The sequence below is a fragment of the uncultured Arthrobacter sp. genome, assembly GCF_902805515.1.
In the GTDB taxonomy this organism is placed as follows: domain Bacteria; phylum Actinomycetota; class Actinomycetes; order Actinomycetales; family Micrococcaceae; genus Arthrobacter_D.
In genome coordinates this window covers 17925-30092 of record NZ_CADCTE010000083.1, presented here as the reverse complement: position 1 = coordinate 30092, position 12168 = coordinate 17925, and the positions used below count along the sequence as shown (strand labels likewise).

9 protein-coding genes and 1 pseudogene are annotated in these 12168 nt (G+C 69.8%); 4 read left to right on the top strand and 6 right to left on the bottom strand.

The genetic code is table 11. The features are described from left to right. Positions 1 to 238 precede the first annotated feature (238 nt). Positions 239 to 1228 (bottom strand): LLM class flavin-dependent oxidoreductase, encoded by a 990-nt coding sequence (locus QZX79_RS07245; RefSeq protein WP_294566793.1) that lies wholly within the window; start codon positions 1226 to 1228, stop codon positions 239 to 241. A gap of 230 nt (positions 1229 to 1458) precedes the next feature. Between QZX79_RS07245 and QZX79_RS07240 the strand changes: the two genes are divergently transcribed. Next, positions 1459 to 1629 (top strand): hypothetical protein, encoded by a 171-nt coding sequence (locus QZX79_RS07240; RefSeq protein WP_294566755.1) that lies wholly within the window; start codon positions 1459 to 1461, stop codon positions 1627 to 1629. A gap of 25 nt (positions 1630 to 1654) precedes the next feature. On the opposite strand, the pseudogene QZX79_RS07235 reads toward QZX79_RS07240, so the two are convergent. Beyond that, positions 1655 to 2959 (bottom strand): annotated as a pseudogene (locus QZX79_RS07235) (cation:proton antiporter). Between the two features lie 186 nt (positions 2960 to 3145). On the opposite strand from QZX79_RS07235, the gene QZX79_RS07230 reads away from it, so the two are divergent. From QZX79_RS07230 to QZX79_RS07220, 3 genes are all read left to right on the top strand, one after another. Then, positions 3146 to 6427 (top strand): DEAD/DEAH box helicase, encoded by a 3282-nt coding sequence (locus QZX79_RS07230; RefSeq protein WP_294566753.1) that lies wholly within the window; start codon positions 3146 to 3148, stop codon positions 6425 to 6427. Positions 6428 to 6511: 84 nt separating this feature from the next. Next, the gene (locus tag QZX79_RS07225; RefSeq protein WP_294566751.1) at positions 6512 to 7276 is read left to right on the top strand and encodes an ABC transporter ATP-binding protein; all 765 of its coding nucleotides are present in this window, start codon (positions 6512 to 6514) and stop codon (positions 7274 to 7276) included. Further along, a complete protein-coding gene (locus QZX79_RS07220; protein WP_294566748.1) occupies positions 7273 to 8058 on the top strand; it encodes an ABC transporter permease in 786 nt (261 codons plus the stop codon). The genes QZX79_RS07225 and QZX79_RS07220 overlap by 4 nt, the downstream gene beginning before the upstream one ends. Before the next feature lie 18 nt (positions 8059 to 8076). On the opposite strand, the gene QZX79_RS07215 is transcribed toward QZX79_RS07220, so the two are convergent. From QZX79_RS07215 to QZX79_RS07200, 4 genes are read right to left on the bottom strand one after another with little or no spacing between them, the layout of a single operon-like run. Continuing rightward, positions 8077 to 9033 (bottom strand): alpha/beta fold hydrolase, encoded by a 957-nt coding sequence (locus tag QZX79_RS07215; protein WP_294566744.1) that lies wholly within the window; start codon positions 9031 to 9033, stop codon positions 8077 to 8079. A gap of 9 nt (positions 9034 to 9042) precedes the next feature. After that, positions 9043 to 10575, bottom strand: a complete 1533-nt coding sequence (locus QZX79_RS07210) for an ABC transporter ATP-binding protein (protein ID WP_294566741.1) — start codon at positions 10573 to 10575, stop codon at positions 9043 to 9045. Continuing rightward, complete coding sequence (locus QZX79_RS07205) at positions 10572 to 11327, bottom strand: energy-coupling factor transporter transmembrane component T (RefSeq protein ID WP_294566737.1); 756 nt, start codon at positions 11325 to 11327, stop codon at positions 10572 to 10574. Before QZX79_RS07205 ends, QZX79_RS07210 begins: the two co-directional genes overlap by 4 nt. 4 nt (positions 11328 to 11331) lie before the next feature. Next, positions 11332 to 12144: an ECF transporter S component gene (locus QZX79_RS07200; RefSeq protein WP_294566734.1), complete on the bottom strand. Its 813-nt coding sequence runs from the start codon at positions 12142 to 12144 to the stop codon at positions 11332 to 11334. Between the last annotated feature and the right edge of the window lie 24 nt (positions 12145 to 12168).

Here is a 12168-nt window from a genome sequence, read left to right as displayed (position 1 = left end):
CACTTCACGGTACCTGTTGCCATTTTTGTTTATCCTTCTGAAATTCAGACGCCTTCCGACTTTCGGAAAGCCCCAGTCGCGGCGTGCTTGTCCGCTCTTTCAGAGATGCGGCGTGGGCCCCGAGGAGCTACACCACGTGAAATACAAATGCGCAACACTACAACCGTTACCAACCTAACAGCACCACCATGGGTGATGGCAAGCAGGAATCGAAACCTTCTTTATAAATATTTGGGCCTCAGGCGGCCACCGGCCGCGCAAGGCCTGCAACCAGCTCGAACGAGCGCAGCCAGGCCGCTTCGGAACTCGCCCGGGTGGCGATAATCAGTTCATCGGCATCGGCGTGCTTGGTAAAGCCTTCAAGGTAGTCCTGCACCTGGGGCGGGGTTCCCACGGCCGAGTAGGTGGACATCTGCGCCACCTGCTGGCCTCCCGGAGAGGCAAGGAGTGCATCGGCCTCCTCCGGGGTGAAGGCGCGGCCACGGCCGAGCAGCAGCTCGGCCATCCTCCGCTGGCCCTCCTGGAACTGGTTCTGCGCCTCATCCTCGGTATCGGCCGCAAGAACATTGAGGCCGGCGATGACGTGGGGCTGCTCGAGCTGGGCGGAGGGTTTGAATTCCCGCCGGTACAACGCCACAGCCTCCCGGAGCGCCGCCGGGGCGAAATGCGAGGCGAACGCGTAGGGCAGCCCGAGCGCCGCGGCGAGTCCCGCCCCGAACAGCGAGGATCCAAGGATGTACAGGGGAACGTTCGTCCCGCGTCCGGGCGTGGCGTGGACCCCCGGGATGCGCGTATCACCCGAGAGGTAACCCTGGAGTTCGAGGACATCCTGCGGGAACGTGTCGGCGGCGGCGGGATCACGGCGCAGGGCCCGCATCGTGTTCCCGTCACTTCCCGGTGCGCGGCCCAGGCCGAGGTCGATCCGGCCCGGATGGAGCGTCTCGAGGGTCCCGAACTGTTCGGCGATTGTCAGGGGTGAATGGTTCGGCAGCATGATTCCGCCGGATCCCAGCCGGATGCTGGTGGTGGCCGCGGCGACGTGGGCGATCAGCACGCTCGTCGCCGAGGAGGCGATGCTGCTCAGGTTGTGGTGCTCGGCGTACCAGATCCTCCGGTACCCCCACTTCTCCGCGCTCTGCGCCAGCAGCACGCTCGAGGCGAGGCTTCCGGCAGCCGTGCCTCCCCTCGGAATATGTGCCAGGTCGAGGATGGACAAAGGAACAGAGATCAAAGAAAAAGCCTTCCCAGAAGTGGCGCGCTGTGCTATTCGGCGTTCCGGCCATCACCGTGGAGACCGGGTATGCAGTTGCCAACGGCAGAAACGGGCCACTTATTTCGGGCACCCCCTTTTGGGGCATCCTCTGCCCGGGCCACTCGCCCCGCGGGCCCCGCGTCCTGCCGGTGCCGGCAGGCACCGGCAGGGCAGCTGACCGGATAGGCATCTGGCAGGATGACTCCATGGCTGATTTCGAGATGGCTGATGTCGAGCTTCCAACCACCGAGGCCGGGCTCCGGGCGCGGCAGGACGAACTGGTGCGCGCCCTTGCCACCGAAAACAGTGCCGGGGGCCTTGGCGCACTGAGCACCGAACTCGAGGCCATCCAACGCCGGCTCGAGCACCTGCGCTGAGGTTCGGCCGCGGGGGGCCTGCGGACTAGATCGGCGTTTTGGGCGCCTGTCCCTCGTCGCCGCTGACCCGCACCGCCTTGCGTTCGCGCGCACGGTCGAGCGCATTGATCACCGGGGCGGCGGTCATTCCGTGAAGCACGATGGACATGCAGATCACCAGCGCCACGATCCGCCACAGCGAGGCTTCCTCGGCGTCGAACTCCCCCTTCGACAGCGCGTACCCGAGGTAGTAGATCGAACCGATGCCGCGGACACCGAAGAATGAAAGTACGCCCCGCTCCCAGGGTCCGGTGCGTCCCCGGGCGAGACTGACCCAGGCCGCGGCGGGACGGATCACCAGGAGGAACAGGACGGCGACGAGGATTTCCTGCCAGGTGAGACCCGTCAGCAGGCCGCGGGAGATGGCTCCCCCGAGCAGGACGAGCACCACAACCGTGAGCAGCCGTTCGAGCTGCTCGATGTAGCTGTGAAGGACACCGTGGTAGCCGCTTGTCTGTTCCGCAGCGCGGATGGTGACCGCGCAGACGAAGACGGCGATTAAGCCGTACCCCTCGGCGAGTTAGGTGAGGCCGTAGGTCAGGAAGGTCGCAGCCAGCGCCACGAACCCTTCGGAGTGGTTCGCCAGCCGGACGGTTTCGATCCGGGCCGAGAAGAACAGCCGCCCGAGCAGCTTGCCCATGCCGAACCCGAAGAGGCAGCCGATGCCCAGGCGCCACGCAACATCCAGCGCGATCCACTCGGGGAACCAGGCGCCGGGCGCCGCCCCCACGAGGCTGATGGCGATCGCAAGATAGACGAAAGGGAAGGCAAGGCCGTCGTTGAGGCCCGCCTCGGAGGTGAGCCCGAAGCGCACCTCGTCCTCCCCGCCGAGATCCTCCTCCGATTCGGAGGGTTCGCCCACCTGCACCTCCGAGGCCAGCACCGGGTCGGTGGGTGCGAGGGCCGCGGCGACAAGAAGCGCCGCGGCGATTCCCAGTCCCAGCACCCAGAGGCCGAGGAGCATCAGGCCCAGAATGCACAGCGGCATGGCGATGCCCAGCAGGCGCCAGGTTGTGGCCCACCGCTTCCTGCCCACCCTGCGGTCCAGGGCTAACCCTGCACCCATGAGGGAGATGATGACGCAGACCTCGGCGAGGTGGGTGGTGAAGTCACCATGGGCCACCGGGTCGGGGGTGGGCAGCGTTTCGATCAGGGAGAACGCGAGCACCCCGGCTCCGAGGAACACCATGGGCATGGAGATAGGCGCCCGCATCAGGAGGCGGGGCAGCAGGGCGGCGGCAAGAACCGCGAGCCCGGCGGCAGCGTAGATAAAACTCGGCGCTTCGAACACCGGCACCCTTTCTCCGGAAGACGTCGGACAGCCCCTTTCGTACCTTACGTGCTGCATCGGTGCACCGGGTACCGGAACCCCGCGGGTCCCGCCGGTTGGAGGTCCACGCGGCAGACGGTATGGCCGACAGCGGACAGCACCGCCCGCCGGGCACGGTGCGCAGCCGCCGCGTGAGAGCATGAAAGTATGCCCTCTTCGTCCTCCCCCCTGATCGATGTCACCGACATCATCCGCATCGTGGGCGGTGCGTCGTTCCAGCGTGGACAGGTCTATGCCAAGGACGGCGCCGTCAGTTCCCTCGCCTGGGACGCGAGCGCGAAGATCCTCACCGGCCGGGTGCGGGGAAGCGCCCCCACCGAGTACCGCACCAAGCTGCGCCTGGGCCTCAAGGGTGACGGCCGCTTCCGTCCGCTCGAAAACTTCTGCAGCTGCCCCGTCGGCTCGGACTGCAAGCATGTTGCCGCCACCGCCCTCCAGAGCAACACCGAGCACCTCCTGGCCCGCCAGGAGACCACCGCGGCACCGCCTCCTCCTCGCCCGGCGGCGGGCTGGCAGGCCTCGCTGAGCGAACTGCTCGCCCCGGCCCCCGGCACTGCCGAGGTTCCCGCAGCGCCGACGACGCCACTTGGCCTGCAGTTCGAGGTGCGCACCCCCGAGGTGGCGGTCCAGCGCTGGGGATCGGCCGCCGACCGGCATGGCCTGCGCACCCTCAATGCCCGGCTGGGGGTCCGGCCCGTGAGCCAGAACTCCAAGGGCAAGTGGGTCAAGAACAACCTCTCGTGGGGAAGCATCAGCTACCAGACCTATGGTCTGCGGCTCGACCCCGACCAGCACCGCTGGTTCTCCCAGTTCCCTGCCCTGCACCGGGGCACCGGCGTCAACTACTTCGGCAACAACGACTCGTGGCTGTACCTCGACGACTTCAGCAATCCCCTGCTCTGGCACCTCCTCGAGGAAGCCGGACGGCTCGGCATCGAGTTCGTCGGATCGAAAAAGTCGGTGACCGTCGTCCTCGCCCACCGGGCCACCCTGCGCCTCGACGCGACGGCGGCGGCCGACGCCGCGGTGGAACTCTCCCCCGTCCTGGAGATCGATGGGCGGATCCACCCGCCGGAGACCGCCCACGTCATCAGCGACCACGGGATCTACACGGTTGCGCCGGACACCACAATCACCCTCGCCCCGACCGCCAGGAAGCTCAGCGGGCAGGACCTTGAACTGCTCCGCCGGGCCCGCCCGGTCTCCATCCCGGCCGAGGAGACCTCGATCTTCCTCGAGGAGTACTACCCCCGCCTCAGCCGGTCGCTCAAGGTGGCCAGCAGCGATGGAAGCGTGGACCTGCCCGAGGTCCAGCCGCCGGCGCTCGTCCTCACCGCCGCCTACCGGCCCGACGGCGCGGTGACCCTCTCCTGGGACTTCCGGTACACCTTCGGCACCGCCGTGCAGCGCCACCCCCTGGGCGGCGGCCCGGCCGCCGCTGACGGCTACCGCGACCCCGACGCCGAGGACGCCCTTGAGGCGGCAGCCCGGGCCCTGCTCAGCCCGCTGCCGCTGCGGAAGACCACCCTCGAGGACATGCAGGCCGTGGAGTTCACCGAGTCGGTGCTGCCTCGGATCGAGGCCGAACCAGGCCTTGAGGTGGACCTCGTCGGGGACAAACCCGACTACGAGCACCTGACCGAGACCCCGCAGCTGGTCATCAGCACCGTCGAAACCGAGGACCGGGACTGGTTCGACCTGGGCGTGATGGTGACGGTCAGCGGCCGCAAGATCCCCTTCGACTCTATTTTCCGCGCCCTCGCACAGGGCCGGACGAAGCTCAAGCTCGTCGACAACAGCTACCTGTCCCTCCAGCAGCCCGTATTCGACCAGCTGCGCGAACTCATCGAGGAGGCACGCGGCCTCACTGAGTGGGAGACCGGCTTCCAGATCAGCCGCTACCAGGCCGGCCTGTGGGCCGAGTTCGAAGACCTCGCCGATGAGACGGAGCAGGCCGAGTCCTGGCGGAACGCCGTCGCCGGGCTGCTCGAGCTTCCGGACCTGGCACCGGTCGAGCTTCCCCTCGGGGTCAAGGCCGAACTGCGGCCCTACCAGAAGGAAGGCTTCAACTGGCTCGCCTTCCTCTGGCGGCATCAGCTCGGTGGTGTGCTCGCTGACGACATGGGCCTCGGTAAGACCCTTCAGGCCCTGACCCTGATCCAGCACGCCCATGAGACCGGCGGGCCGCACGCGCCCTTCCTCATCGTCGCGCCGACCTCCGTGGTGCCGAACTGGATCAACGAGACCCACCGCTTCACCCCGGGGCTCCATGTCGTCGGCATCACCGACACCCAGGGCGCCTCCGGGGTGCCGATCCGCGAGCAGGTGCGCGGCGCCGACGTCGTGGTGACCTCCTACACCCTGTTCCGGCTCGACCTTGAGGCGTACTCGGAAACCGAGTGGGCCGGGCTGATCCTGGATGAGGCGCAGTTCGTCAAGAACCGCACCTCGAAGGTCCATCAGGCCGCCAAGGACTTCGCCGCACCCTTCAAGCTGGCGATCACGGGCACGCCCATGGAGAACAACCTGATGGAATTGTGGGCGATGTTCAATATCGTCGCCCCGGGACTGTTCCCCTCGGCCCGCCGGTTCACCGAGGACTACCGCACCCCGATCGAGAAGATCGGCGACAACCGGCCGCTGGCGCGGCTGCGTCGACGCATCCGCCCCCTGATGATGCGCCGCACCAAGGAGGCCGTCGCCTCGGACCTGCCGCCCAAGCAGGAGCAGGTCCTCGAGGTCGAGCTCACGCCCGAGCACCGCCACATCTATTCGACCTACCTCCAGCGGGAACGGCAGAAGCTGCTGGGCCTCATCGATGACCTCAACAGCAACCGCATGATCGTGTTCCGGTCGCTGACGCTGCTGCGCATGCTGAGCCTCGATGCCTCCCTCGTCGACCCCGACCATGCGGATGTTCCCTCGGCCAAGCTTGAGGTGCTCTTCGAACAGCTCGAGGACGTCCTGGCCGAAGGCCACCGCGCCCTGGTGTTCAGCCAGTTCACCTCCTACCTGAAGAAGGCCGCCGAGCAGCTCGAGGCCCGCGGGATCGAGTACGCCTACCTCGATGGGTCGACGCGCAGTCGGGGCGAGGTGATCGACAGGTTCAAGGAAGGCTCGGCGCCGGTGTTCCTGATCAGCCTGAAGGCCGGCGGTTTCGGCCTCAACCTGACCGAGGCCGACTACTGCTTCCTCCTCGACCCCTGGTGGAACCCGGCCAGCGAGGCGCAGGCGGTCGACCGGACCCACCGGATCGGGCAGACGAAGAACGTCATGGTCTACCGGATGGTCTCCAAGGGCACCATCGAGGAGAAGGTGATGAAGTTGAAGGAGCAGAAGGCCCAGCTCTTCAACTCCGTCATGGACGACGACGCCGTCTTCAGCTCGGCACTTACCGCCGACGACATCCGCGGCCTGCTCGAGGCCTGAGCTTTCCAGTCCCGGCCGCAGCGTCCACAATGAACGCAGGCGGGCTCGGGCTCCGCTGCTGGCCGACGGCTGAAGGAGGTGGCGGTGGAGAAGGAACGGCACGACGCCGCCGGACCGGCGGGCGGTACCGCCCGGCTACGCTGCGCAGGCGCCTCCAAACGGTTCGGCGGTGAGCCGGTCCTCGAGCGGGTCAGCCTCGAGGTGTACGGGGGCGAAATCCACGCCCTGGTCGGCCTCAACGGAGCAGGCAAAACCACGCTGATGCGCCTGTTCCTGGGCATGCTCCGGCCCGACGGCGGATCGGTCCTGGTGGCGGGCCGCGAACCCTCGATGCTGTCCTCGGACGAGCGCGCCGGCGTTGGCTACCTGCTTGAACACCCACTTGCGTACCCGGAACTCACCGTCCTGCAGAACCTCACGCTCGCCGGGCGGCTGGCCGGGCTGCGGCCGGAGCGTGCCCGCACCGCGGCCCTTGAGCTCATAGAGGAGTTCGCGCTCATGAAGTGGGCCGGCACGCAGGGCCGCAGGCTGTCGCTTGGCAATAAGCAGCGCCTTGGCCTCGCGGCGGCCCTGACCGCCTCGCCGGACACGATCATCCTCGACGAGCCCACGAACGCGCTTGACCCTGCCGGGGTCATGATCGTGCGCCGAATGCTGCTTGACCGCGCACACACGCGCGGCGCAGCGGTACTCGTCTCAAGCCACCATCTCGACGAGGTGGCGCGGGTCGCCGACCGCATCAGCGTCCTGAATGCAGGGCGCATCATCGGGGGCCTGGCGCCCGACGCCATGGACCTTGAGCGGCGCTTCTTCGACATGATCTACGCCGACTCCGGAATCGGGCAGTGACCGGCCGGGGGCAGCTCGGAGCGGCCCTCGCCGTCGAGTGGCTGAAGTTCCGCCGCGCCCGCCCCGTGATGTTCACGAGTGTCTTCCTCGTCCTCGGCGTGCCGGTGATGACTGTGGCGTCGGTGCTCTCCCTCGAAGGCGCCAACCCGCTGCTGGCGGTCAAGGCCGAGGGAGTCATCGGTGCCGGCGGCTGGGAGGGGTTCTTCGTGGGGGCCGGCACCATCAGTGCCGTCGGCGGCCTCCTCGGGTTCGGGGTGGTGACCGGATGGGTGTTCGGCAGGGAGTTCACCGACGGCACCGTCGGTTCCCTCTTCCTTGCGGCGGTCTCCCGGACGGCCACGGCCGCCGCGAAACTGCTGCTGATCCTCGCCTGGGCCCTTGCCGTCGCCGTGGCATTGACGTTCACCCTGGTCGCGGCCGGGCTCCTCAGCGGAACTGCCGGGGGCCCGGGCGATCCGGTGATCCCAGTCCTCACGGTCAAGTTCCTGCTGATCACCGCGACCACGGCTCTCCTGGCCCTGCCCTGCGCGTGGGCCGCCACGCTGGGCCGGGGCTACCTCGCCGCGATCGGCGCGGTGATCGCCATCGTCGTCCTGGCGCAGCTGGCCGCCATGGTGGGGCTCGGCGGCTGGTTCCCCTTCGCCGCTCCCGGGCTGTGGGCGAGCCAGCGCGGCGCCGGCACCGACGCCACGACAGCGGTCCAGGTGCTGCTGTCGCTGCCGCTGGGTGCTCTTGCAGCGGGCCTCACGCTGCGGTCCTGGCACCGGCTCGTCCTTTCCTGAGCCGCCGCCGGGCCGCTCCTACGGCTCCCGGCGGAGCAGGTCGGCGAAGTCGGCGGGCCGGGTCTCCGGCCACCAGTGCCCGGCGTCAACCCTTGTCACCCTCAGGTCCTCCACCCACTCCCCCAGTCCCTCGATCAGCGCCGGGGACAGGAAGGGGTCCTTCACCGGCACCACGACGTGGACCGGCACCGTCACAGCCGGCAGCCGCGGCCCGAGCCCTGAGGGCGAGCGCAGCGCCCGGTACAGGGCCAGGCCCCGGAGGGGATCGGCGCCCACCCGGCGCCGCGCCGAACGCTCATAGCGCCGGCGGAGCGCCACCTGCCAGAAAATTTCGGGGAGGACCGGCAGCTGGAAGGCTCCGATGTACCAGCTGCGCAGCAGTTGCCCGGCGAGTTCCGGCCAACGGCCCGGCGTCCGGAGGCGGCTGCGAGTCCAGCGGCGGAAGTGCCCGAGGTCCGGCCCCGAGATGCTCGTGAAGCGGGCGATTCTCCCCTCGGAGCGGGGATCGGCCACCGCCGCCCAGCCCTGGATCGATCCCCAGTCGTGGCCGACGAGGTGCACCCCGGGAACGGCCACGGCGTCGAGCACCGCGAAGAGGTCATCCACCAGGACGGAGATCCGGTAGTCCCCCGAGACGGCCACCGATTGGCCGGCGTTCCGGGTATCGACGGCGACGAGGTGATGGGTCGCGGCCAGCAGGGCGATGACCGGGAGGTACACACGGTGGTCGTCGGGGTAGCCGTGCACCAGCACCAGGGTCGGCACGCCCGGTCCCGGCTGCCTGCCGTATTCGAAGACCGCGAGTTCCGCGCCTTGCCCCGGCGTACCCACGACCACGGTGCGGCGCCGGGCGAGGGCTCGGCCGTCGCTCGAGTCTCCGCTTCCGTCAGCAGGACTGCCGCCCGGGTGGGCAGCGGGGGCGGGCGCACTGGACGGACCGGAGTTCGGGCCTGAGGGGGCGTCGGGGCGTTCCATCCGCCAACCCTACGCTCCGCCCGCTCCCCGGCGGGCCCCGCCGGAGAGGATCCTGCCGTCCTTCAGTTCGAGGATCCGCGTGCACAGGGCTCCGGCGAACGCCCCGTCATGGGTGGCAAGCACCACCGCGCCGCCTGCCGCGGCGTGGCCGAGGATCAGCTCCCCCACCCGGTTGCGTCCCCGCAGGTCGAGGCCGGCGGTCGGCTCGTCGAGCACCCACACCGCCGGTCCCGAGGCGATTAGGGACGCAAACGCCACCAGCCGGCGCTCAACGAACCCCAGCTCGTACGGGTGTTCCCCGGCGGCGTGTCCGAGCCCAACGGCTGCCAGTGCCGTCCGCGCCCGCCCCTGGGCCGCCTCCCGGCCGGCCCCGGCCGCTGCGGGCCCGTAGGCCACCTCGCGCAGCACGGTCCGTTCAAAAAGCTGCTGGTCGGTGTCCTGGAACAGGAATCCCACCGCACCGGCCAGCCGCCCGGTGGCAGTGCGGCGCCCCAGCGGCCGCCCCGCGACGGCCACCGTGCCCGACGACGCCCTCAGCAGCCCGTTCAGGTGCTGCAGGAGCGTCGACTTGCCCGAGCCGTTCGCTCCCGTCAGGCCGACAATGTCGCCCGGGTCGACCCTCAGGTCGACGCCGCGCAGGACCTCGGCCTGCCCGCGGGTGCCTTCCCCGCGGTAGGAGAAGGAGACCCCGGCGAGCTCGGCGAGCGGACCCCCGGCCTTGACCGAAAACCCCGACGCCGGCGCCGCGGCTGCCCATCCCCGGGGATCCCGCAGCACGTCCGGGGCCGATCCTTCGGTGCCGATGGCGTACCGCTCAAGCCCCGCCGTCCGGGCCTGCCCGAGGGTGCCGTCGAACACGGGCCGTCCGCTTACAAGCGCCAGCACCCGGGAGCGCCCCGGGGCCGCTCCGGGAAGCATCGGGGCGCAGATCACCAGGGCGGTGCCCGCCGCGCGCAGGACCTCAAGGGTCCGGGCCACCTCGGCCCGGGCGTCGGCATCGAGCCCCTGGAAGGGCTCGTCGAGGATCAGCACCCGGGGGTTCCCGACGACGGCCGCCGCGATGATCGTGCGACGGAGCTGGCCGCCGGAGAGCCGGCGGGGATCCCGGTTGAGAAGGTCCGTCAGCCCGAGCCGGGCGGCGGTGGCCTGCACGGCCGCCCGCAGCTCCCCGGCGGGCATGCCCCGGTTCGCCGGTCCGAAGGCGATCTCCTCCGCGACGGTGGCCGACATCATGGAGAGCTGGCCTTCGGTCCGCTGCGCCGCATACGCCACGGTGGAACTCCATGCGGCGGGATCGATCCGCGGATCCCCCGGGCCACCCGTGAATCCCAGCCGGTCCGTTCCGAGGGTCAGCGCACCGCGGAACTGCGCTCCGTTCCCTGCCCCGGTCTGCCCTGCCAGCAGGCGGGCGAGGGTGGTTTTTCCCGACCCCGACGGTCCGACGACGTGCACCAGGGCTCCGGGTTCCACGGCGAGATCCACGCCGGAAAGGACGACGGGACCGCCGTCGTACGCGAAGCTTGAACACTCGAGGCGGATCACCGGCCCGCCCCCACCGCGTACCAGGCACAGGCGAACCCGAGCACCCCGGCGGCCAGCAGCCACCGGGCGGTGCGCTGGCCCGCCGTGTCGGTGTCGGGAAGGTAGCTGGTGCGGGGTCCCGGGGAGGAGAACCCCCGGGCCTCAAGCAATTGGGTCCGTTCGGCGGCGTCGATCAGCAGGCCGGTGACAAGGGGAACGCTGACCATTAGGAGACCGCGTACCCGGGAGGGGACGCTTCCGCCCACCACCAGTCCGCGCGCCTGCTGCGCCCGGGTGATTCGGCGGGCCCGTTCGGCGACGTGCGGCAACAGCCCGACCGCCGAGCCCACGACGAAGACGAGCCTGCGGTTCCAGCCGCGGTGGGTGAGGGTGGAGACCAGTTCGGGAATGCTCACGGTCAGGGCCGCGGTGAGGAGCACCCCGGTGAAAACGGCGAGCCTCAGCCCGGTCAGCGCGGCGAACTGCAGCCCCTCGGCGGTGACGCGGGCAGGGCCCCACTCGGCGAGGACCGTGGTTCCCTCGGGGAAGAACAGGCCGTGCAGCAGGAACGAGGAGAGCAGCAGCGGACCGGCAGTCACCGCGATGGCCAGGGCGATCTGCCGCGGTTTACCCGAGAGCAGCACGCCCGGCACCACGGCGGCAACGAGGACGGCGAGTGAGAACTGCCAGGTGTTGACCACCAGGACCAGCACCACCAGCAGCGCCGCGGCGAGGAGTTCGGTCAGCGGGTTGAAGACGCGTCGCCGGGGCACTGGCTTACCGCCCGGTGGCCGACCCGGTCCTCCCGGCGAGGACCCGGTACCGCCGGAGGAAGGGGAACTGGGCCCGCGAGCGGCGCGGCAGGGCGTAGGCGAGAAGGGCCACCAGGGTGAAGACGACGAGCTTGTCGATCGTGTCCGAGGTCAGTCCCTGCTTCGTCGCGGCGACCAGCAGCGAGTCCCCCACGGCGCGGAAGGCGGCAACGAGCGCGTTGGTGCCCACCGTGCCCGCGGCGCCGAACATAAAGGCGGCCACCGGGGCGGCCACCAGTCCACCGACGGCACCGACGAGGAGTCCGGCAACCGGTGCCAGGTAGACCCGCCGGAACATCCCATACCGTGCGGCGGTGCCGGCCAGCAGCCCGATGAGGGCGGCTCCGGCCGCGAAGGGCAGCGCCAGCGGGTTGAACAGACCCCAGATGGCGTTGCTCAGCGCCCCGGTGGCCGCACCGGCGGCCGGACCGGCGAGCACCGCGACGAGGACCGTGCCGATGGCGTCGAGGTAGATCTGCAGCCCCAGGCTGCCCGCTGTCTGCCCGATGGCGATATTGAGGGCGATGCCCAACGGCATCAGGACGAGCGAACTCGTGCTCAGGGAGGGCAGGATCCCCGCCACCAGCAGGGCGCCGCCGCCGAGGAAACCGAACAGGGTGATCAGTGAGGAGGTTCCGCCGATCCCTTCGGCGATCTCCGCGGGCTGCACCAGCACGAGGTACAGGTACGTGGCGGCGATCAGGGCGGCGCCGACGGCGACCAGGGCGGTCCGGGGGCGCGCGGCCTTCGTCGCGGGAAGGGTCAGGGGTGAGCTCATTGCAGTCCTCGGGCGCGCGGGGCA